The 22030-nt window shown below is 54.0% G+C and carries 21 protein-coding genes; 11 read left to right on the forward strand and 10 right to left on the reverse strand.

The genetic code is table 11. From position 1 onward, the window contains the following. Window positions 1-13 precede the first annotated feature (13 nt). Window positions 14-730, reverse strand: coding sequence for a two-component system response regulator RstA (gene rstA, locus DA718_RS13185; protein WP_112214369.1), 717 nt, complete (start codon window positions 728-730; stop codon window positions 14-16). Window positions 731-857: 127 nt separating this feature from the next. Between rstA and DA718_RS13190 the strand changes: the two genes are divergently transcribed. Beyond that, window positions 858-1193, forward strand: coding sequence for a GlpM family protein (locus tag DA718_RS13190; RefSeq protein ID WP_004119621.1), 336 nt, complete (start codon window positions 858-860; stop codon window positions 1191-1193). Here DA718_RS13190 and folM read toward each other — a convergent pair. From folM to ydgH, 3 genes are all read right to left on the reverse strand, one after another. Beyond that, window positions 1190-1915, reverse strand: coding sequence for a dihydromonapterin reductase (folM, locus tag DA718_RS13195; protein ID WP_112214368.1), 726 nt, complete (start codon window positions 1913-1915; stop codon window positions 1190-1192). The genes DA718_RS13190 and folM overlap by 4 nt on opposite strands. 36 nt (window positions 1916-1951) lie before the next feature. Next, on the reverse strand, window positions 1952-3334 hold the full coding sequence (locus DA718_RS13200; protein ID WP_112214367.1) for an amino acid permease: 1383 nt from the start codon (window positions 3332-3334) through the stop codon (window positions 1952-1954). A gap of 179 nt (window positions 3335-3513) precedes the next feature. After that, complete coding sequence (ydgH, locus tag DA718_RS13210) at window positions 3514-4464, reverse strand: DUF1471 family protein YdgH (RefSeq protein ID WP_112214366.1); 951 nt, start codon at window positions 4462-4464, stop codon at window positions 3514-3516. Between the two features lie 521 nt (window positions 4465-4985). Here ydgH and pntA point away from each other — a divergent pair. The 3 genes from pntA to DA718_RS13230 all read left to right on the forward strand — a co-directional run bounded on the left by pntA (window position 4986) and on the right by DA718_RS13230 (window position 8252). Then, entirely contained in the window at window positions 4986-6515 is a 1530-nt protein-coding gene (gene pntA, locus DA718_RS13220; protein ID WP_112214365.1) for a Re/Si-specific NAD(P)(+) transhydrogenase subunit alpha, read from the forward strand. A 10-nt stretch (window positions 6516-6525) separates the two neighbouring features. Beyond that, complete coding sequence (pntB, locus tag DA718_RS13225) at window positions 6526-7914, forward strand: Re/Si-specific NAD(P)(+) transhydrogenase subunit beta (protein ID WP_112214364.1); 1389 nt, start codon at window positions 6526-6528, stop codon at window positions 7912-7914. Window positions 7915-8063: 149 nt separating this feature from the next. Beyond that, complete coding sequence (locus tag DA718_RS13230) at window positions 8064-8252, forward strand: YdiH family protein (RefSeq protein ID WP_112214363.1); 189 nt, start codon at window positions 8064-8066, stop codon at window positions 8250-8252. Window positions 8253-8378: 126 nt separating this feature from the next. Here the strand turns inward: DA718_RS13230 and uspE are convergent, their stop codons facing one another. From uspE to ogt, 3 genes are all read right to left on the reverse strand, one after another. Beyond that, the gene (gene uspE / locus DA718_RS13235) at window positions 8379-9329 is read right to left on the reverse strand and encodes a universal stress protein UspE (RefSeq protein WP_112214362.1); all 951 of its coding nucleotides are present in this window, start codon (window positions 9327-9329) and stop codon (window positions 8379-8381) included. A 139-nt stretch (window positions 9330-9468) separates the two neighbouring features. Continuing rightward, on the reverse strand, window positions 9469-10221 hold the full coding sequence (fnr, locus tag DA718_RS13240; RefSeq protein ID WP_004102577.1) for a fumarate/nitrate reduction transcriptional regulator Fnr: 753 nt from the start codon (window positions 10219-10221) through the stop codon (window positions 9469-9471). A 195-nt stretch (window positions 10222-10416) separates the two neighbouring features. Further along, window positions 10417-10932: a methylated-DNA--[protein]-cysteine S-methyltransferase gene (gene ogt / locus DA718_RS13245; protein WP_112214361.1), complete on the reverse strand. Its 516-nt coding sequence runs from the start codon at window positions 10930-10932 to the stop codon at window positions 10417-10419. 166 nt (window positions 10933-11098) lie between these two features. Here ogt and smrA point away from each other — a divergent pair, with 166 nt between their 5' ends. Then, window positions 11099-11662: a DNA endonuclease SmrA gene (gene smrA / locus DA718_RS13250; RefSeq protein WP_112214360.1), complete on the forward strand. Its 564-nt coding sequence runs from the start codon at window positions 11099-11101 to the stop codon at window positions 11660-11662. Here smrA and DA718_RS13255 read toward each other — a convergent pair. Beyond that, complete coding sequence (locus DA718_RS13255; protein ID WP_110274033.1) at window positions 11659-12465, reverse strand: IclR family transcriptional regulator domain-containing protein; 807 nt, start codon at window positions 12463-12465, stop codon at window positions 11659-11661. The genes smrA and DA718_RS13255 overlap by 4 nt on opposite strands. Window positions 12466-12632: 167 nt before the next feature. Between DA718_RS13255 and DA718_RS13260 the strand changes: the two genes are divergently transcribed. The 6 genes from DA718_RS13260 to pcaC are packed head-to-tail and all read left to right on the forward strand — an operon-like array spanning window position 12633 to window position 17691. Then, window positions 12633-13319 (forward strand): 3-oxoacid CoA-transferase subunit A, encoded by a 687-nt coding sequence (locus DA718_RS13260; RefSeq protein ID WP_112214359.1) that lies wholly within the window; start codon window positions 12633-12635, stop codon window positions 13317-13319. 10 nt (window positions 13320-13329) lie between these two features. Then, window positions 13330-13986 (forward strand): 3-oxoacid CoA-transferase subunit B, encoded by a 657-nt coding sequence (locus DA718_RS13265; protein WP_112214358.1) that lies wholly within the window; start codon window positions 13330-13332, stop codon window positions 13984-13986. 10 nt (window positions 13987-13996) lie between these two features. Beyond that, window positions 13997-15199 carry a 3-oxoadipyl-CoA thiolase gene (gene pcaF, locus DA718_RS13270; protein ID WP_112214357.1) on the forward strand — a complete coding sequence of 401 codons (1203 nt, stop codon included), beginning with the start codon at window positions 13997-13999 and terminating at the stop codon, window positions 15197-15199. A 9-nt stretch (window positions 15200-15208) separates the two neighbouring features. Beyond that, window positions 15209-16561 carry a 3-carboxy-cis,cis-muconate cycloisomerase gene (locus tag DA718_RS13275; protein WP_112214356.1) on the forward strand — a complete coding sequence of 451 codons (1353 nt, stop codon included), beginning with the start codon at window positions 15209-15211 and terminating at the stop codon, window positions 16559-16561. After that, the gene (gene pcaD / locus DA718_RS13280) at window positions 16551-17306 is read left to right on the forward strand and encodes a 3-oxoadipate enol-lactonase (protein ID WP_112214355.1); all 756 of its coding nucleotides are present in this window, start codon (window positions 16551-16553) and stop codon (window positions 17304-17306) included. The genes DA718_RS13275 and pcaD overlap by 11 nt, the downstream gene beginning before the upstream one ends. Before the next feature lies 1 nt (window position 17307). Next, entirely contained in the window at window positions 17308-17691 is a 384-nt protein-coding gene (pcaC, locus tag DA718_RS13285) for a 4-carboxymuconolactone decarboxylase (protein WP_112214354.1), read from the forward strand. A gap of 51 nt (window positions 17692-17742) precedes the next feature. Here pcaC and DA718_RS13290 read toward each other — a convergent pair whose 3' ends face one another. Together DA718_RS13290 and DA718_RS13295 are read right to left on the reverse strand one after the other, a co-directional pair. After that, window positions 17743-20253 carry an acyltransferase family protein gene (locus DA718_RS13290; RefSeq protein ID WP_112214353.1) on the reverse strand — a complete coding sequence of 837 codons (2511 nt, stop codon included), beginning with the start codon at window positions 20251-20253 and terminating at the stop codon, window positions 17743-17745. A 390-nt stretch (window positions 20254-20643) separates the two neighbouring features. After that, window positions 20644-22029, reverse strand: a complete 1386-nt coding sequence (locus DA718_RS13295) for an MFS transporter (RefSeq protein WP_112214352.1) — start codon at window positions 22027-22029, stop codon at window positions 20644-20646. Window position 22030: the final 1 nt, after the last annotated feature.

The following is a 22030-nucleotide window of genomic DNA, read 5'->3' on the forward strand; positions in this document are numbered from 1 at the left end:
CCAGACCCGTAAATTAATTATCCCAGGCGTGCGGGGCGAACAGATAGCCTTTATTGCGCACCGTCTTGATGCGATACGGTTCTGTCGCGTTATCGAGTAGTTTTTTGCGCAACCGCGAGATAGCGACATCAACGCTGCGGTCCATTCCGTCGTAGGTCACGCCGCGCAGGTTTTTCAGCAGAGCGTCGCGGTCCATAATTTGTCCGGCATGGGTTGCCAGCTCCCACAGTAGATCGAAGTCTGCTGTGGACAGTGCGATGCTTTCGCCGCTGAGCATCACCTGGCGATTGACCGGGTCGATGCTCAGGGACCCAAACGTGATGGCTTTATGCGGTGTGAGCGAAGGAGGCACTCCGCTTGCTGGCGTAGTGATGTGCTGACGCAGATGCAGGCGCAAACGAGCCAACAGTACGGCGGGTGGAGTGGTTTTCAGAATATAATCGCTGGCACCCATTTCGAGCGATAAAATATGGTTCATATCGCTGTCAAGAGAGGTTAGCAGCACGATTGGGCCCTGCCACTGGCCGCGTAAATCCCGGCACAGCGTCATGCCGTCTTTACCGGGTAACATGATATCCAGCAGCACCAGATCCGGCTTTTCTCGAGCGATGACTTCTTCCGCCCGGTCTCCACGCGGCTCCACGATGACATCCATATCGTGTTTTCCCAGATAAGCGGCGATGAGCGCACCAACTTCCGGCTCATCCTCAACATAAACGATTTTATTCATATTTTATGCGTATATGTAAAAGGGCTAACATACACTGCGATTAATTTACCTGCCATTACTCTTTTATAAACAAATGTTCTTCCGTTATGCTGCGGGTACTTGTTGTTTAAATGTTAAGGCAAAAGGAATGGGGTTGTTGATTAAAGCGCTGCTCGGGGCGCTGGTGGTTGTCCTGATCGGCGTACTGTCCAAAACGAAAAATTACTATATCGCCGGGTTAATTCCACTCTTTCCTACCTTCGCGCTGATTGCACACTATATCGTCGCCAGCGAACGGGGCATTGAAGCGCTGCGGACTACCATTGTGTTCGGCATGTGGTCAATCATTCCGTACTTTATCTATCTGCTTTCGCTGTGGTATTTCACCGGGGTGATGCGCCTGCCGTTTGCTCTGGCAGGCGCTGTCGTGTGCTGGAGTCTTTGCGCGTGGCTGTTAATTATCGGCTGGAGCCGCTTTCACTAACGCAGATGACGGCCGCCGTCGACGGCGAATGAGCGGCCAGTCACATAGCTACTACTGAATAGATATTCGATAAGGTCGATAATCTCTTTTTCGCCCGGGGCAATTTTCATCAGCGATTTGTCCAGCGCCTGTCGACGGTACTCTGCATCGTCGCCTTCATTAAACAGGATAAGCGATGGGGCAATGGCGTTGACTTTAATTTCCGGTGCCAGCTTGCGGGCAAACGAGCGGCTCATATTATCCAGCGCGGCCTTACTGGCGGCGTAGGCAATATGTTTATCGCTGCCGCGTTCCACGACGTAATCGGTGATGTGAATAATATCGCTGGCAGCATGGCCGTGACCGCTCAGCAGGCTTTCCAGCGCATGGTTAAGCAGGTAGGGCGCGTTGACGTGAATTTGCATCATGCTGGCAAGCACCGTGGTTAACGCAATTCCCGGCTTTTCCGCCATCCAGCCGCTGGCGTTATGAATGATGGCTCGCAGACCGCTGCTGGCGTGCGCTTTCACCTCTTCAGCGAAAGCTAGAATGTTTTCGTCGGTACTGAAATCCGCATGCAAACAGATGACCCCGGCTTCACGCAGAGCATCGATAGCCGGATAGTACGTGCGGTAGCTGATGATAACGGGCTGTTGTTGTGTCAAAAAATGGTGGGCCAGGGCGAGGCCAATACGACGACCTCCGCCTGTAATCAGAATCGGGCGAGGCTGGATTTCAGCCATGGGTATCTCCTTTGAGTTCAGCGGCAGGGCAACCGCTTACCCCACCAGCATCCACGTTGCCGGTACGGCGGCAACCAGCAAAAAACCAATTAATGCCAATTCACGGCGTTTGAGCGAGCGATCGTGCTGGTGTGTACGACGGGCATACAGGAAAACCAGAAGACCCGGGGCGTAAAGTATCACCGACATCAGCAAATGCACAGGGCCGGACGCATATAATAACCATAAGCCATAAATGCAGGCTCCGACACCCACAGCCTTATGCAGCGGGCGGACCGCAATCTTCAGCAGAAACGCGCCAACGAGAAAATAGGGGACCAGAATCATCTCGGAAGCGATAGTCAGTAGCGTGTTGTAATCCGATCCGGTGAGCCAGATCAACACCAGTGAAACCTGCACGCTAATATTGGTGAGCCACAACGAAGCCGACGGTGCGTTATTTTTATTCTGCCGGGCGAAGAGGCGCGGAAACGCTTTATGTGTTGCCGCCAGAAAAGGGACTTCCGCGGCCATTATTGTCCAGCTCAGATACGCCCCGCAAACCGAGATAATCAGTCCCGCGGCGATAACAATCTCGCCCCATGACCCCATCATTCTGACCATCAGCCCGGCCATTGAGGGATTACGAATTTCCGCCAGTTCAGCGCGCGGAACCACGCCCAAAGAGAGCAGCGTCACCAGCAAATACACTGCCAGTGCTGACAGCACCGCCAGCAGCGTGGCGCGTCCTACGTCCTGTTTATTGCGAGCGCGGGCGGAAACCACTACCGCGCCTTCAACGCCGATAAACACCCACAAGGTGATCAGCATGGTGTTTTTCACCTGCTCCCACACCGGTACACCTAGCGCCAGACCGCTAAAATCGAGCCGGAAAGTCTCCAGGCGAAACGCGATGGCGGCCAACGCGACAAACGCGCCCAACGGCAATAGCTTAGCGAGTGTTGCGGCCAGGTTGATACCCGCTGCCGTCTGCACCCCGCGCAGGACGAGGAAATGTACCACCCACAGCAGTACGGAAGCCCCCACGATAGACTGCCAGGTGTTGCCATCGCCAAACAGGCGCAGTTCCGGAGTATCGGTAAAGAAACTCAGCGCTGAGAAAACGATAACCAGATAGGAGACATTAGCGATAACCGCGCACAGCCAGTAGCCCCATGCAGAACAGAAGCCAATTAGCTCACCAAAACCTTCGCGAGCGTAGGTAAAAATGCCGCCGTCGAGTTCGGGGCGAATTCGGGTCAGCAGCAACATGGCGAAGGCAAGAAATAGAATTCCCACACCGGTAATCGCCCAGCCGATAAGCAGAGCGGAAGGGCTGGCGACGGCCGCCATGTTCTGCGGCAAACTGAATACACCTGCACCCAGCATCGAGCTGAGTACCAACGCGGTCAGGGCGCTAAGGCCCAGTTTCTTATCCATTGCATTCCCGAGGTGATAACCATAAAGCTAAGAATATTTATTTTGCGAAATCGCATAAAAATGGAGGATTGCGCTAAGGCGCGGGATTTTACGGAGTGTTTTGTATGCATGCAATGGAGAGAAATGAAAAAAAGCAAAAAGGCGACAAAGTGTCGCCTTTTTATTCAGTTGGGGAACTGTTATTTGTACAGGTCGGCGCTGATGGTGATGTTGCCACCACGTTCCTGCCACTGACGGGTTATGTGATAGTACTTCGCGCCTTTCTTCGCTGCGCGTTTTGCCGTCTGGTAAGAGATTTCAGTCATGTTACCGTAGTTGCCGGTGAACTTGATGCTGTCATAAGGAACCATCTGTGCGGCGGTGATTTTGTTCACTTCTTCAACTTTAGTGCCATCCGGCAGCGTGACAGTGTAACGCCCGCCTTTAGAGGATTGCGTTTCAAAGAAGCGACCTACGCCAGTACCTGAACCCACGGCTGCGGTGGTAGCAACGCCTGGAATTTCAACTTTTTTGGCCGCGTCGCCGCCTTCGGCCAGCGCTGCGCGACCGGCTTCTGAATCAGCCGGGATCGCGTCCGGGCTTTGCAGGACGCGTTTTTTCGCATCCGCTTTATAGACGTAAGCGGTAATGCGCTGGTTGCCGCCCTGGTTAGCATCAACCTGGCGCACGATAAAGAATGAGGCTGCGCCTTTGGCTTTCGCCGCTTTGGTGATAGCGTCGTTGACTTCCGGCTGGCTGCGGTAGAAGCCCTGGACGGTGACGGTATCAAACGGTTCCAGCTCAACGGCCTGGTCTTTAGGCAATTCCATAACGCCGTTGATAATGCGATTTTTTGGCGCGTCGGCCTGCGGGGCGTTTTCTTTATAGAAATCTGCCGTTACGCGCAAATTGCCGCCGCTGCCGAAATCAGACGTGTCGACAACATAAAAGGAAGCTGCGCCTTCTTTGTCCGCTTTACGGGAAACGGCCTGCACCGCGTCGCCGATGGCGTTAAAACGGCCTGTGACCACTACGCGGTCGTAGGGCTTCAGCGCTGCCGCCTGCTCTGGAGTCAGCTCGGTCGCTGCATGCGCAGACAACGCGGTCGTAGCCAGAAGAGCAGACGCCAGGAGTGAGTTCTTAAGCTTCATAAAAATAATCCTTTGCCTTGCGCAAACCATGTACTGGTATTGTTGTTGACTGAAAACGTTTGATTATTGCATTTATCGTAAGTGACTGTCTGCGTCAATTTTCAGTTGTCGCCCGAAACGTATAGTGCAGAAATATAACATTTTTCGATATGTGGAAAAAACAGCCGCTTGACCAGCAAAATCGATAATCCATATCACTTTCATAAGTTAACGTAATGTTAATGTGATGTTCAGGATGGTAATAAATGGCGAATTAACCCATCATCCAGGCGAATTATCAGGTGTTGGCGTGAAAATGAGGTAAATATTGCTGCCTGACACGGTTAGCCGTGAGTTTTACCAATAAAATCAAAATTTCTGTTTTATCGCTGTAGATCACAATCGGTATTTTCAGTAGGTTATAAAAAGTTTGTTACTGTTTCATTTTTTCAGACATATGTCAGGTCGCGCTTTCTTTCGCCACCGGACGGTCGTTTGTGAGAAAAGTAAACCATCATCAAAAACCGATGGAAGGGAAAACTATGCGTATTGGTGTACCAAAAGAGAGACTAGCCCAGGAAACCCGGGCAGCCGCCACGCCGAAAACGGTGGAGCAACTGCTGAAACTCGGGTTTAACGTCGCGGTAGAAAGCGGCGCCGGTAAACTGGCCAGTTTCGACGACGAGGCTTTTGTTGAGGCCGGGGCAGAGATTGTTAGTGGTAATGACGTGTGGCAGTCAGACGTCATTCTGAAAGTTAACGCGCCGGATGACGATGAGATCCCGTTGCTTAACCCCGGCACGACGCTGATCAGTTTCATCTGGCCTGCGCAAAACCCGCAGCTGATGGAAAAACTGGCGGCGCGTAACATTAACGTGATGGCAATGGACTCGGTGCCGCGTATTTCCCGCGCCCAGTCGCTGGATGCGTTAAGTTCAATGGCTAACATCGCCGGTTATCGTGCGATTGTCGAAGCCGCTCACCAGTTTGGTCGCTTCTTTACCGGGCAGATCACCGCCGCCGGTAAAGTTCCTCCCGCCAAGGTGATGGTTATCGGGGCAGGGGTTGCGGGCCTGGCGGCCATTGGTGCTGCAAACAGTCTCGGCGCGATCGTCCGCGCGTTCGATACCCGTCCGGAAGTTAAAGAACAGGTGCAGAGTATGGGCGCCGAGTTCCTGGAACTGGATTTTAAAGAGGAAGCGGGCAGCGGCGATGGCTATGCCAAAGTCATGTCTGAAGCCTTTATCAAAGCCGAGATGGCGTTGTTTGCCGCCCAGGCGAAAGACGTTGATATCATCGTGACCACGGCGCTGATTCCGGGCAAACCCGCACCGAAGCTGATTACCCGCGAAATGGTTGACTCCATGAAACCTGGCAGCGTGGTGGTCGATTTGGCGTCGCAAAACGGCGGAAACTGTGAATACACCGTATCGGGTCAAGTGGTAACGACCGCTAACGGCGTGAAGATCATCGGCTATACCGACCTGCCGGGCCGTTTACCGACTCAGTCCTCACAGCTGTACGGCACCAACCTCGTCAACCTGCTCAAACTGCTCTGTAAAGAGAAAGACGGCAATGTCGTTATCGATTTTGATGATGTCGTTATCCGCGGCGTTACCGTGGTTCGCGAGGGTGAAGTCACCTGGCCCGCACCGCCCATTCAGGTTTCTGCTCAACCGCAGGCGGCAGCGAAGAAGGTTGAAGCACCAAAAGCTGAGGCGAAACCGAGCTCACCGTTGCGCAAGTACGCGCTGATGGCGCTGGCGATTATCCTTTTTGGCTGGCTGGCAAGCGTGGCGCCGAAAGAGTTCCTGGGCCACTTTACCGTTTTTGCGCTCTCCTGCGTGGTGGGTTACTACGTCGTGTGGAACGTTTCTCATGCGCTGCACACGCCGCTGATGTCGGTGACAAATGCTATTTCAGGCATCATCGTCGTCGGAGCATTACTACAGATAGGCCACGGCGGCTGGGTTAGCTTCCTGAGCTTTATCGCGGTGCTGATCGCCAGCATTAATATTTTTGGTGGTTTCACCGTCACTCAGCGCATGCTGAAAATGTTCCGCAAAGGATAAGGGGTAACAAATGTCTGGTGGATTAGTTACAGCTGCATACATTGTTGCCGCGATCCTGTTTATTTTTAGCCTGGCAGGCCTGTCTAAACACGAAACCTCTCAGCAGGGCAACTACTACGGTGTTGCCGGGATGGCGATTGCGCTGGTGGCGACCATTTTGGGGCCGGACAGCAGCAACGTCGCGTGGATCCTGCTGGCGATGGTTATCGGTGGCGCCATTGGTATTCGTCTGGCGAAGAAAGTTGAAATGACCGAAATGCCGGAGCTGGTAGCGATTCTGCACAGCTTCGTAGGTCTGGCGGCGGTGCTGGTAGGCTTTAACAGCTACCTGCAGCATGAAACCGGCATGGAACAAATTCTGGTCAATATTCATCTGACCGAAGTGTTCCTCGGCATCTTCATCGGTGCGGTGACCTTTACCGGTTCCGTTGTCGCGTTCGGCAAACTGTGCGGCAAGATGTCCTCCAAACCGCTGATGCTGCCGAATCGCCACAAGCTGAACCTGGCGGCGCTGGTGGTTTCTTTCCTGCTTCTGGTGGTGTTTGTTCGTACCGACAGCGTAGGCATGCAGGTTCTGTGCCTGCTGGTGATGACCGTTATCGCGCTGGCATTTGGCTGGCACCTGGTGGCCTCTATCGGCGGTGCGGATATGCCGGTCGTGGTTTCAATGCTGAACTCCTACTCCGGTTGGGCGGCAGCGGCGGCGGGCTTTATGCTCAGCAACGACCTGCTGATTGTAACCGGTGCGCTGGTCGGTTCTTCCGGTGCGATTCTGTCTTACATCATGTGTAAGGCGATGAACCGTTCGTTCTTCAGCGTGATCGCAGGTGGTTTCGGTACCGATGGTACGGCTGCCAGTGGTGATGAAGAAGTGGGCGAACATCGCGAAATCAGTGCTGAAGAAACGGCAGAAATGCTGAAAGAGTCGCACTCGGTGATCATCACCCCAGGCTACGGCATGGCGGTAGCGCAGGCACAGTATCCGGTAGCGGAAATCACTGAGAGACTGCGCGCGCGCGGTATCAAAGTGCGCTTTGGTATTCACCCGGTTGCCGGGCGTTTGCCAGGTCACATGAACGTGCTGCTGGCTGAAGCGAAAGTGCCTTACGACGTGGTGCTGGAGATGGATGAAATCAATGATGACTTCTCCGATACCGACACCGTGCTGGTTATCGGCGCGAACGACACCGTTAACCCGGCCGCGCTGGACGATCCAAACAGCCCGATCGCCGGTATGCCGGTGCTGGAAGTGTGGAAAGCGCAGAATGTGATTGTCTTTAAACGTTCGATGAACACCGGCTACGCTGGCGTACAGAACCCGCTATTCTTTAAAGAAAACACCCACATGCTGTTTGGTGATGCCAAAGCCAGCGTCGATGCAATTCTCAAATCTTTGTAATGTAAAGCGTTTAATTTAAAACGTTTACTTCTTAAGCCGTCTCTTCTGAGACGGCTTTTTCATATGCATGACGAAGCCATTAATTGCTCATAAAATAGTCAGTCTGCAGTGTTATACTCAGCTCGTTTTCCCACCAAACTGAGGATATTATGGATACCGAGTTAACCCCCACGCAATTGGCCATCGAATTTCTGCGTCGTGACCCCGCCGTTTTAACCCCTGCGCAGTACCTGAAAAAGCTAAAACTGCTGGAGCTGGAGTTTGCCGACTTAATGGCGCTCTCATCCATGGAGCTTAAAGAAGAGATCGATCACGCCTGGCGTTTAGGTATCCACTAACGTTTCGTTACCGACATTTGCTGTTGATGACAGGGGCCATAAAGGGCCCTTTATTTTTGTCTTGAACATAAAAAATCCCCCGCGCAGGCAGGGGATAGTTTTTATTACAGTCTATTTAAGCGCTGGCTAATCGTCTTCGTCGTCATCCAGTTCAACCGGCGTCTGGTACTGATCCGGTTTCAATGCCAACAGGTCGCAGCGCAGGTGATCGATAACCTGTTCGGCTGTATTGCCGAGGAAGGCCGCCGATAACCCGGTACGCCCGATGGTACCCAGCACCACAATCCCCGCCTGCAGATGTTCAGACAGGTCGGGAATCACCTCTTCAGGTAGACCTTTCTCAACGTGGGTACGGCTTTCATCAATGCTGAATTTCTGGCGTAACGCTTTCATCGCCAGCAGATGCTGACCGCGAATGGCGTCGTTATAGATACTGGGGTCAAAATCAGGCAGTTCAATCGCGATATTGATTGGCGTTACCGGATAAGCACCCACCAGATGGACCTCGGTATGGTTAACCTGTTCCGCCAGTTCAATCGTTTCTCTTACCAGCTTCTCATTGAGCGCGTTGTGGTAATTCTCTTCGCTGGCGAGGTTGACCGCCACCAGCGCTTTACCGCCTTCCGGCCATGGCTGATCTTTGACCATCCACACCGGACATGGACATTTGCGCAGCAGATGCCAGTCTGTCGGGGTGAAAATGACCGCTTCCAGCCGGTCGTGCTGGTGCGCCATCTTCAGGACTAAATCATGCTTATCGCTGATGATTTCCTGAATAATGGCCTCAAAGGGACGGTTGTGCCACACCACTTTGATGTCGATGGGAACACCGGAATCAATATAAAATTTGGCCTGCTCGCGGATCCAGGCGCTACGCTGGCTGATAACGCCCTGGCGCATGGCCGTGCGTTCATCAGGGGACAGCAGGGTGGTCATCTCATAGGAAAAATCATAGATCGGCAAAAAGGCTTTGATGCGTCCACCAATCCTTTGGTGCAGATACACCGCACGCCGCAATGCAGGCTGGTCGTCCTGATTGGGGTCAATTACTACCAGCATGTTCTGATACTTTGCCATACAGGGTCTCCTTACAACTGTAACCACAGTTCGTAATTAAAAAGATAACCTATATGGATGAAATGAAACAGGGGATGTGCCTGGCCAGATCAACAAATTAGAAAAAAATTCGCAATCTGGCCCAGTAACAGAAGAGTTATCAGGCGACGTTGCGGGCCTGACCGGCAAGTTGTGCCAGCAGGTCGCTATTTTCGATGGTGATATATTTGCCTTTGACCGCCAGCATACCGCTTTTCTGGAAACGCCCCAGCAGGCGGCTAATGGTTTCCACCGTCAGACCCAGATAGTTACCGATATCGCCACGGGTCATGGTCAGACGGAACTCACGCGGGGAGAAACCACGTTGAGCGAAGCGACGGGAGAGATTATAGATAAAGGCCGCCAGGCGCTCTTCTGCGTTCTTTTTGGAAAGCAACAGGATCATGTCCTGATCGCCTTTGATTTCGCCGCTCATCAGACGCATCATCTGCTGGCGCAGATTCGGCATTTTGCCGGAAAGATCGTCCAGGGTTTCGAAAGGAATTTCGCAGACCATTGAGGTTTCCAGCGCCTGAGCAAAGCTCGGGTGGTGGCCGGTGCCGATGGCGTCAAAACCCACCAGATCGCCCGCCAGGTGAAAACCGGTAATTTGCTCATCACCCTGTTCAGTGATGGTGTAACTCTTGATTGTGCCAGAACGAATTGCATACAGCGATTTCAGCTCATCACCGGCTTTGAACAAGGTCTGTCCTTTCTGGATAGGCTTTTTCCGCTCGATGATGTTATCAAGCTGATCAAGCTCATGCTCGTTCAGAGTAAAAGGGATGCAAAGCTGGCTGATGCTGCAATCCTGGCAATGGATTGCACAACCGCCAGACTGAATGCGTCGTATAATTCGCTTTTCCGGGATCATAAGTCTGCTCAGGCGTTTAATTGATATTGGTCAATTTTAACATCTTTTTGGTGAGCAGGTAAGCCTCGAACCTCTGAAACACGTAATATTAAGAGGGTAAATCAATTATCCCTCTTATCTGCTTGATTACGAATGAGTTGTCGGAACGTATGGGATTGTAAAATTCCCGGAAGATTCCAGAAAAGGCACATACGGTCAAAGAAGCAAATACCCCTCGTGGCGCAATAACCACTCTTTTCGTTGTACGCCGCCAGCGTATCCGGTCATGGTGCCGTTGCGCCCGATAACGCGATGGCAGGGCACCACAATACTGACTGGGTTAGATCCGTTCGCGGCACCGACCGCGCGCGCAGCGCCAGGCCGGCCCAGCGTTTCCGCGAGCTGGCCGTAGTGCATGACCTGACCGCAGGGTATGGTGCGCAGCGCTTTCCAGACTTCGCGTTGAAACGGCGTGCCTGCGGTAGCGGTAGGAAGGGTGTCGATAATGCTCAAATCGCCTGCAAAATAGTCGGCGAGCTTACGGCTTAAATCACCCGGATTTGCGGCGGCAACGCACTGGTAACCTTCGCGGCGATAGTGCAGATCCAGCAGTTGCTCCATGCGATCGCTATGCTCTTCCCACTCCACGGCGCGTAGTTGATATTGCTCGTCGCAAATAATCCACAGCGGCCCCATTGGGGTATCGATTTTGTCCTGCAGCAGCGTCAGCATCGTTATTCCTCTTCCCTTGTATGAGGCCAACAAGATACCACGTGGCCCGCGCGGGCAACTATACCTCCAAAAGATAAACATCTCTGGCGGTAAAACAACGTAAACGGATTGAGGGCGCAGTGCGTCGCCGCTATAGTAATCCCCGGTAGTAGCTGGAGGAACGCGCATGAATCTTGACGACAAATCCCTATTTCTTGGCGCTATGGAGGACGTACAGCCTCTGAAGCGCAATAACGACGTTCACTGGCATCCCGAGCGTAACGCTCGCCCCGTACAACGGGTAGACACCCTGCAGCTTGATAACTGTCTCACCACCGGCTATCTCGATATTGTGCCGCTAGCCACCGCGCTGGAGTTTAAGCGCGAAGGGCTGCAATCCGGGGTGCTGGATAAACTGCGACGCGGCAAATACAGCCAGCAGGCGAGCCTGAATCTACTGCGTCAGCCGGTTGAACAGTGCCGACAACTGCTGTTCGCCTTTGTGATTCAGGCGCAGAAGGAGGGGCTGCGCAATTTGCTGATCGTTCATGGCAAAGGGCGCGATGATAATGCTCACGCCAATATCATTCGTAGTTACCTGGCGCGCTGGCTGGTGGAACTGCCGGAGGTTCAGGCCTTTTGTACCGCGTTAGGGCACCACGGCGGCAGCGGCGCGTGCTACGTCGCTCTGCGCAAATCTGCCGAGGCAAAACAGGAAAACTGGGAGCGCCACGCTAAACGCAGCCGCTAGCGCATCAGTAACGTCAGCTCCCGGGCCGCTTTTTGCAGCTCGGGCAAAACTCTTTCCAGCATCTCACGCGTTGAAACCTGCCCGGCATGAACGCCGACGTTAAGCGCCGCCTGAATTTGCCCCTGCGGGTTAAACAGTGGCACCGCCAGCGAGCGTAGCCCCATTTCCAGCTCCTGATCGTTAAGCGCGTAGCCTTGTTGATGAACGCGTTTAAGTTCAGCACGCAGTTTCGCTACCGAATCGACGGTTTGCGGGGTATAGCGAATCATCGTTACCCGGCCTAGCATATCGTTGAGCTTCTCTTCCGGTTGATGACTCAACAGCACCCGTCCCATCGAGGTCGCCCAGGCGGGCAAGCGGCTGCCAATATCCAAATCGATGGTCATAATTCGTGAACTGGAAGCGCGGGCAATATAGAGAATGTCGTCGCCATCAAGTGTCGCGATAGAGCAGGACTCATTAAGCATTTCGCTTAAATGCTTCAGTACCGGCTGCGCGGATCGCGCCAGCGGCGTGGAGGCCAGCCAGGCGTGCCCCAGAGCCAGAATCCTCGGGCGCAGCTGGAAATTTTTGCCATCCTCGGCGTAAACAAAGCCTAATTTGCTCAGGGTATACAGGCAGCGACGCACCGCCGCACGCGGAATACCGGTCTTCTGGCTGATTTGCGAGATGGACAGCAGTGGGCGCTGTGGGGTGAAGGCCTGAATCACTTCCAGCCCGCGCGCCAACGAAGCCATAAAGTTCGGATCGCCCTTAAACGGATCGCTATCGCCCGTCAGTAAATCGTCTGGATGTTTCTCCATTTTCGTCTCCGTATTTGCCATCGATCACATTCTTTCGCTAAAGATATACGATGTTCGATTATCGCACCATATTTCGATTATCGCCCTTGACCAGCATCGTTAAGCGGGTCACATTTTGTGCGAACAACGAATAAAAGTGCGATTACCGCACATACAGGAGCGACCTGATGATTGATAAAAGCGTGTCGACGCTAAGTGATGCCATCGCTGGGATCCACGACGGGGCGACCATTATGATTGGCGGTTTTGGCCCCGCCGGTCAGCCGACGTATCTGATAGATGCTCTGATAGAACAGGGGGCTCGTGATTTAACCATCATTAACAATAACGCGGGTAACGGTGAAGTGGGCCTCGCGGCGTTACTGAAAGCCGGGCGGGTGCGCAAGATGATTTGCTCGTTCCCGCGCCAGGTGGATTCACAGATTTTTGATGATCTCTATCGCCGCGGCAAAGTGGAGCTGGAGCTGGTGCCGCAGGGAAATCTTGCGGCACGCATTCAGGCGGCAGGCGCGGGTCTCGGTGCGGTATTTACTCCTACGGGTTACGGTACGCCGTTGGCGGAGGGTAAAGAGACCCGCGAGATCGACGGCCGTCATTACGTTCTTGAATATCCCATCAAAGCAGATTTCGCGTTGATTAAAGCCCATCAGGGCGATCGCTGGGGCAACCTGGTTTATCGCAAAGCGGCGCGCAACTTCGGCCCGATCATGGCGACCGCCGCTCAAACCACCATTGTGGAAGTCTCGCAACTGGTCGCCCTGGGTGAGCTCGATCCGGAAAGCGTTATTACGCCGGGCATTTTTGTCCAGCGCGTCTATTCCCTGGAAAACCTGATTGCTGCCAAAAGCGCCTGAGGAACCCATTATGCAAAAACTGACTCGCGATGAGATGGCCCAGCGCGTGGCCCGCGATATACCCGAAGGTGCTTACGTCAACCTGGGGATCGGTTTACCGACCCGTATTGCTAACTATCTTCCGGCGGATAAAGAAGTGTTCCTGCACAGCGAAAACGGCCTGCTTGGGATGGGGCCGAAACCGCAGCCGGGGGAAGAGGACTCAGAGTTGATTAACGCCGGGAAAGAGTATGTGACCCTGCTTCAGGGCGGTTGTTATTTCCACCATGGTGACTCCTTCGCCATGATGCGCGGAGGCCACCTGGATATCTGCGTCCTTGGAGCCTATCAGGTCTCTGCCCGCGGCGATCTGGCGAACTGGAGCACCGGGGCGCCCGATGCCATTCCCGCCGTCGGTGGCGCGATGGATCTGGCTATCGGCGCGCGTCAGGTCTTCGTGATGATGGATCACCTGACTCGCGATGGCGAATGCAAACTGGTCGAACACTGCACCTATCCGCTGACCGGCGTTGGCTGCGTCAGCCGCATCTATACCGATCTGGCGGTGATCGATATCAGTGAGAACGGCCCGGTGGTGCGGGAAATCTTTAACGGCCTCTCTTTTGAAGAACTGCAGCGCATCACTCCGGTGACGCTGACTTTCGAGCAACTGGCGGAAAGCGCGTAAGGAACCTATGATGAATCAGGCATTTATCTGCGATGCGGTGCGTACGCCGTTCGGTCGTTTTGGTGGTACGCTGGCGACAATGCGCGCTGACGATCTGGCGGCGCTGCCGCTAAAAGCGCTGCTGGAACGTAACCCAGGCCTTGATCCAGCGCGTATTGATGATGTGATTTATGGCTGCGCTAACCAGGCTGGCGAAGATAACCGCAACGTCGCCCGTATGGCGCTGCTGCTGGCCGGACTGCCGGAAAGCGTGCCGGGCAGCACCGTCAACCGCCTGTGTGGTTCCAGCCTTGATGCGATCGGCATCGCAGCGCGTGCGATTAAAAGCGGCGAAACTCAACTGATGATTGCCGGTGGTGTGGAAAGCATGTCGCGCGCGCCGTTTGTGATGGGTAAGGCGGAAATCGCCTTTAGCCGCACAATGAAGATGGAAGATACCACTATTGGCTGGCGCTTTATCAACTCGCAGATGAAAGCGCTGTATGGCGTTGATTCAATGCCGGAAACTGCCGAAAACGTGGCGGGTGATTTTGCCGTTTCGCGTGCAGATCAGGATGCATTTGCGCTGCGTAGCCAACTGCGCACCGCGGCGGCGCAAGAGGCTGGGCGCTTTGCCGACGAGCTGATCGCCGTTTCGGTCCCGCAGCGAAAGGGTGAAGCGCTGCTATTTACCCAGGATGAACACCCGCGCAGCACTAGCGCAGAGGTGCTGGCGAAACTACGCGGCGTGGTCCGTGCTGACGGCACGGTCACGGCGGGTAACGCCTCCGGGGTTAACGACGGTGCCTGCGCGCTATTGCTCGCCAGCGAGCAGGCGCTTACGGCGAATGATTTGCAACCGCTAGCCCGGGTGGTCGGCGTGGCGACGGCGGGGGTTGCGCCGCGCATTATGGGATTTGGCCCGGCACCGGCGGTGCGCAAGGTTCTGGCGCAAACCGGCCTGACCCTTGGACAAATGGACGTCATTGAGCTGAATGAAGCTTTCGCCGCCCAGGCGCTGGCGGTGACGCGCGATCTGGGGTTGCCTGACGATGCCGCGCACGTAAACCCGAACGGCGGCGCGATTGCGCTGGGCCATCCGCTGGGGGCCTCAGGTGGGCGTCTGGCGATGACTGCGGCGTATCAGCTGCGGCGGACTGGCGGGCGCTATGCGTTGTGCACTATGTGTATCGGCGTCGGTCAGGGGATCGCGCTGATTATTGAACGCGTTTAAGGAGCCAGAATGAGTTTGTTGACCCCGATGATGCGCACCAGCCCGCTGACCGCCTGGTTCAGCGATGCGCAGCGGGTGCAGGGTATGCTGGATTTTGAAGCCGCGCTGGCCCACGCTCAGGCCGAATGTGGGCTGGTGCCGCAGGCGGCGCTGAATCCGATTATCGAATCATGCCAGCATCAGCAAATTGACTTTGCGGCTTTGGGGCAGGTTGCCGCCAGCGCGGGAAATCTGGCGATCCCGCTGGTAAAACAGCTGACCTCGCGGGTCAAAGAACGCGATGAAGCCGCAGCGCGTTATGTTCACTGGGGGGCGACCAGCCAGGATGCTATCGACACTGGTTTTGTCCTGCAACTACGCGGTGCGCTGAATGAAACAGACGCGGTCTTACAACGCCTGCTCGATGCGCTGGCCAACCAGGCCGAGCGACATCAGCATACGGTGATGCCCGGGCGTACCTGGATGCAGCATGCACTGCCTGTGACCTTTGGCCTGAAGCTGGCGGGAACGCTCGACGCGCTGCTGCGCTGGCAGATACGTCTGCGTGAAATGCGATCAAGGGTGCTGGTGCTGCAATTTGGCGGTGCCGCTGGCACGCTTGACTCGCTCAAAGCGCAAGCGCCGCAGGTTGCCGCAGCGCTGGCAAAAAAGCTCGACCTGAACCTTCCCGATACCCCGTGGCACAGCCAGCGCGATCGGCTGTTAGAAGTGGGGGCGTGGTACGCGGGTGTTTGCGGCACTCTTGGTAAGTTCGCCAATGATTTTTCCCTGCAGATGCAAACCGAAGTTGCCGAAGTCGCTGAACCGGTCGCCGAAGGTCGCGGCGGTTCATCGACCATGCCGCACAAACGTAATCCCATCTCCTGTGCGGCTATCTTGACCGCAGCTCAACGCACGCCCGGACTGGTGGCAACGTTGTATGCCGGCCAGATTCAGCAGCATGAGCGCGCGCTGGGCGGATGGCAAGCGGAGTGGGAAACGCTGCCGGACCTGATCACTCTCGTCGGCGGCGCGATGGTGCAAAGTGAAGTACTGGTGCGTGAAATGCAGGTGTTTGCGCATAAGATGCGCGCCAACCTTGATATCACCCATGGCCTGATTATGGCGGAAGCGGTCACCCTGACGCTGGCGGAGTTTATCGGTAAAGCTGAAGCCCATCATCGGGTTGAGGCCTTGTGTCGTCAGGCGATGGATGAATCGCGTTCGCTGCTGAGCGTGCTGGAAAACGATCCGTTGGTCAGTGAGCATCTTTCCACCAGCCGTTTAACCCAACTGCTGGACCCGGCAACGGCGACCGGCAGCGCTGAACTCTTCGTGCGTCAGGTGATGGCGCGCTATAAGGAGCAACGTAATGAAGGTTGATTATCAGATTGACGGGCCGGACGGTGCGCCGGTCATCGTACTTTCCAATTCGCTGGGAACCACCCGGTCGATGTGGCAGCCGCAGCTCGCGGCGCTAACGCAGCATTTTCGCGTCCTGCGCTATGATACCCACGGTCATGGTAAAACCGGCAAAAGCGGAAAGGTAACGCTGGCGCAGCTTGGCGAAGATGTGATTGCGCTGCTCGATCATCTTAATATTGATAAAGCCTGGTTTTGCGGTATTTCTATGGGGGGGCTGACCGGACTGTGGCTGGGGCGTTTTGCACCTGAGCGTTTTTACGCCCTGGCGGTCGCCAACACCGCAGCGTGTATCGGCGATCAGGCGAGCTGGCTATCGCGCGCCCGCGCGGTTCGTCAGGAGGGGATGGATGTTGTGGCTGCCGGATCCGCGGATCGCTGGTTTACCCACGAATTTCGCCAGAAGACGCCGGAAGTGGTGGAAGCCCTGTGCCATCAACTGACCCATAGCAATGCAGAAGGTTATGCGGACTGTTGCGAGGCGCTGGCGGCGGCCGACCTTCGCGCTGAAGTGGCGCAAATTCCGCTACCCGTTTTGATTATTGCCGGAGAAAGTGACCCTGTCACTACGGTGGCGGACGCCAACTTCCTGCATCAGCAGATCCCCACCTCACAGGTGGTGGTACTGGCAGCGTCTCATTTATCGAATATCGAAGCACCGAAGGCGTTCAGCGCCGCGTTGCTGGGTTTTTTCCAGGGAGAATAGCATGGAAGATAAACAGCGTTATCAGCAGGGAATGGCAGTGCGCCGCAAGGTGCTTGGCGATACCCATGTTGATAAAACTCTGCAAAAACTGACGCCGCTCAATGAGGAGTTTCAGGATTTTATCACCCGCTACGCCTGGGGTGAGACCTGGACCCGTCCGGGCCTCGATCACCACACCCGCAGCATGATTACCATCGCGATGCTGATTGCCCTGAACCGCGAAGCTGAGCTGACAATGCATTTGCGCGCGGCGTTTAATAACGGCGTCACTCGCGACGAGTTAAAAGAGCTGATTATGCACTCCGCGCTCTACTGCGGCCTGCCCGCAGCTAACGCCACGATGCACCTGGCACAGCAGGTGTTTGATGAGATGGATGGTAGCTGAGGACAACAACTGCAACGCCAGATAATCTCTGGCGTTGCTTATTGAATCGCGTCAATCGGCAATAATTTTAATACTTATCAAACCAATACCGAGTTTTCTTTCATCTGCGGATTCGCCTGCTTCTCTAGGGCTTTGAGCATGAGGCGGAATAATTTCAATGCGCTTTGTACCTGCATGGTTAGCAAAATGCAACGCCTCTTCCTTAGCCTGTTCGCCGAGATTGAGCCGTTGCTCTTCGTTACCCACAATTACCCGAGCCTGATGACCAATATTGGGCCCATAGCCTTTGCTGGTTATCTGGAGCGTAAAGCCTTTGGGCAAGGGCTGAACAAAGGAGAGCACTACCGTCGGTGCTGAATTGCCATCGCTCCAGCGCCCCCACTCTTCGGCATGTGATAACCCAGATAAACTTTCGAGAAAGTCAGGAATGCCAGGTTGATTAAACTGATAACCCTGTGCCGGGATTTGGCTTGCGGCTGACTGCGCTGACTTTTCGAGCTTAGGCAGCATAAACTCACTAAAAGAGGGTAGCAGCGTCATGCTGCCAAATGCGCTGAGATGATCGCCATCGAAGAACATCGAGTGACCGTTTTTCCAGACGTGACACTCCGGGCCATCGCAGAGGATCGGGAAGGGATCCCAGATAGCAACCGCAGGCAGCGCGCGGATAACTTTGTTATAGCTTGCCAGAACAGGCGCACGATACTTTTGCAGCAGGTCTTGCGGCATGGTCATGCCTTTCGCGCAGATAGGGTTGCTACGGTTGAACCAGTCCGAACAGCGGAAAGGCGGTAAGGAGAAGATGGGTTTCGGCGCTTCAAAAACGACATGAACTCCCTGGTCTACAAAGCTACGGAGCTTATCAATGGCGTAATCAACGGAGCGCTGCCGGTTTTCCTCGGCCTGGGCGCTAAAGAACGATTGTTGATGTCCCTGAGAACCAAAGTAGACCCACTGGTCGCTAAAGCGAGGCAGGCGCAATGAGGCGAGGAAAAGCACGTCGCCAGGCTGGATTCGTTGATGTATTGCGTGTAGCGAGTTTTCAGCCTGTTCGCGACACTGCGGATTATCGATATCGCGTTCGGTCTGGAAACTAATAAATGGACAACCGCCGTTGCGATATACATCGACTTCAAGATTGTTGCGGATAGCAAACTGCTTATACAACGCAGCATAGGCCAGAGTATGTGAATCGCCGATAACGTGCAGAACCCGGTATCTTGACGCTTTTTCCTGCACGCAGCCTTCCGGTTTGAAAACTATCACCTCGACGCCATCTTGAATGATGGTTTGCGGATCGGCACGACAACCAGGGTAATCTGGCGTCGCGGGGCCGCGATCCGGATACCATAAATCGGCATCGGCGCTAACCTGGCTCAAGGAAATTTTTCCGGCACGCGCATTCATTGCCGAAGCCCCCCACCAACTGATGGCAATAACGCAAAATCCCACGGCGATGATTGCAGGATTAGGCATCTGTCTTGCCATTTTGCTGCGCCGCATAGGGGTTTCGACAATATAGAAAGAGAGCGTAGCCATCACGAGAGTTAACGCGACAGCAAGCGCTTTGGTCAACGGCGTCTCAAGGCCATACGTCCAGCGAAAGAGAACGAAAACAGGCCAATGCCATAAATATAATGAGTAGGATGTTTTGCCAAAAAACAGAATATAGCGATTTCCCAGCAAGCGGTGCAGCCAGGGGAAACTGTTCTGTTTATACAACGAAAATAGTAATAGCAGCGTTGAGATAACGGCGAGTACTGCTCCCGGCATAGGGAAGTTGTCAGGCGTTGAGATAACAAAAGCGACAAAAAGTCCGACAAGCGCAATCAGCGCTATAGGGCCGGAAAGTCGGTTTTCCCGGCGTTTATCATCCCCGCTGTTCAGCGTAATCAACTGATAGAGCAGCACGCCTGAAGCCAGTTCCCAAAAACGTCCAGGGCTTAGGAAATAAGCATTGGTAGGGTTGGCCTGTGATTCCCACGCTGAGAAAATCAAAGATATCAGCAGCCCGACGGCGAACAGTATTGCCGATGCTTTTCTACCGCGCTGGCCGTGCAGCCACGCAACAAATAGTATCGGGAATATCAGGTAGAACTGCTCTTCAACGCCTAAAGACCAGGTATGGGTAAAGGGGTTAAATTCAGTGGTGGGAGCGAAGTAATCGCGCCCGTTAGCAGCCAGAATAAAGTTACTCAGGCCAACAAAGGCGAATAAGCCGGTTTGTTGGTTGACATCACTTAGCCAGGAACCAGGAATAAATAGTGCGGAAACATAGCCAGTGATCAGTAAGCAAACGATGAGGGCAGGGAAAATACGCTTTATCCTGCGCGCATAGAAGAATGCCAGAAAACGCCAGAAACCTTGCCCTTTGAAGTGAGTAATCGAGGCGCTGACGACAAATCCGGATATCACAAAGAATACATCGACACCTACGAACCCTCCTGGTAACCATGCGGCGTTGAGGTGATAGATAATCACCGCGATCACTGCCAGGGCGCGCAATCCGTCAATGAAGGGAAAATACTGCGACTGACCTTTTTGAGTTCTTTCGTACTGCATATTCGCCACTCTGATATCACTCCGGTGAGTGATTTTTAATCAAATTCTGGTTAGCGCTTTCAAAACGTTAGCCGATCTCAATCAACAATATGATTAATTTGTCTTTCTTGAATTTCTCGCGCCGAAGCTATGCGGATTCAGTAACGATTTACATATCATTTTATCGTCTTAAATATTCGCCGCAGTAATATATTGGATTGTGAAGAGAATGTGGAGAGATTAACGGGAAAAAAACAAAGTGTTTTATCCAGGTTGGGATAGATTACTTATTTTTCTCCAGCAAACCCCATGCCTAAGAGGGATGGTGCTTATTACGCAACAGTGGTTCTTGTTACTGACGAATAAAATGCGCAGGGCGGAATGTATCCGCCCGCGCTTGGGCCATATTAACTATGCCGGGCGCGCATCAGCGCTCGATTCCTCTGTTGCCACTCCCGCACTCTGGCGGCGCAGCGCCAGCAGGCGACAAATCTCCGCGTGCTTTTCTTCCGTGAAGGTAAAGCGGGACATGCACAGCAGGCGAATCAAGGATCCGATAGCCGGGAGCAGGCAAATCCCGAAGAACAGGCCATTCAGCACGCTCTCGCTCTGGCTTTGCGCTTGCGGAATATAACCTATCATCGTTAGCCAGATGCCAATCAGGCCGCCACCCACCGCGACGGACATTTTTCCGGTGAACGTCTGGCCGGAGAAGGTGATCGCCGCACAGCGCCGATGGGTATGATATTCAGCGTATTCGATGGTATCGGCAATCATCGATGAAGTCAGAATGTTGCTCATCATGACAAACAGCGTGCTAAGGCCAAGCAATAAGAACAGCATCGCTACGTGCTGATAGCCGATAAACCACATCACCACGCGAACCACAATATCCAGCGCGCAAAGGATCATAAACAGCTGGCGTTTTTGCATATGACGGGTGAGAAGCGGGGCAATCAGGCAGATGACGGCGGCGGCAATCCCCATCACGCCTATCGCCATTTGCAGGCTGCCATCGCCCAGATTGTAGATAAAGAAGTAGATATAAATACCGTTCGCGACGTTATGAAAGACGCAAAAGAAAAACGACAGCAGAATAATAAACAGCGGCTTATTGTGGCGCAGGTTGCGGAAGGTATCGCGAATGGTGACCTTTTCCGGGCTTGGCGGCACGCGCTCTTTGATCTGAAAGAATCCGTTTAACATTAGCGGCAGACCCACCAGCATCATCACCAGCGCAGCCATAAAATAGCCTTTGTCATTGCTGTACTGGGCGAAGAAGGCCGCCAGTTTGGGGAAGAAAATATTAGCACAGGCGATACCGGCGTTAACTCCGAGCATGGCGGCGGTCACCGCGCGGGTACGCTGACCGGAATCGTTAGTCATCACCGATGACATCGACCAGAACGGAATATCGGAAATGGCGTACAGCGTGCCCCACAGTATGTAGGTCACCCCGGCATAAAGGATCTTAGTGGTGAGATCGGCTTCTATTTTGTAAAACGCCAGCAGGGTGACGCCGGTTATTAACAGCGGCGCGATCAGCAGGAAGTGGCGAAACTTACCGAATCGACTGTTTAACGTATCCATGATACTGGCGAACAGCGGGTCGTGAACTGCATCCCAGGCGCGAGCGATCAAAAAGATGGTGCTCGCCGCGAGGGCAGAGATCCCCAGCACGTCAGTATAAAAATAGTTAATAAACGAACCCACTAAACCAAAGCTAAAACACTGACCTAAACCATAGCCAAAATAGGACCATAACTCGCGAGAAGGTATTTTCATGGTGCTTGCCATC

Source organism: Klebsiella huaxiensis (genome assembly GCF_003261575.2).
GTDB lineage: Bacteria > Pseudomonadota > Gammaproteobacteria > Enterobacterales > Enterobacteriaceae > Klebsiella > Klebsiella huaxiensis.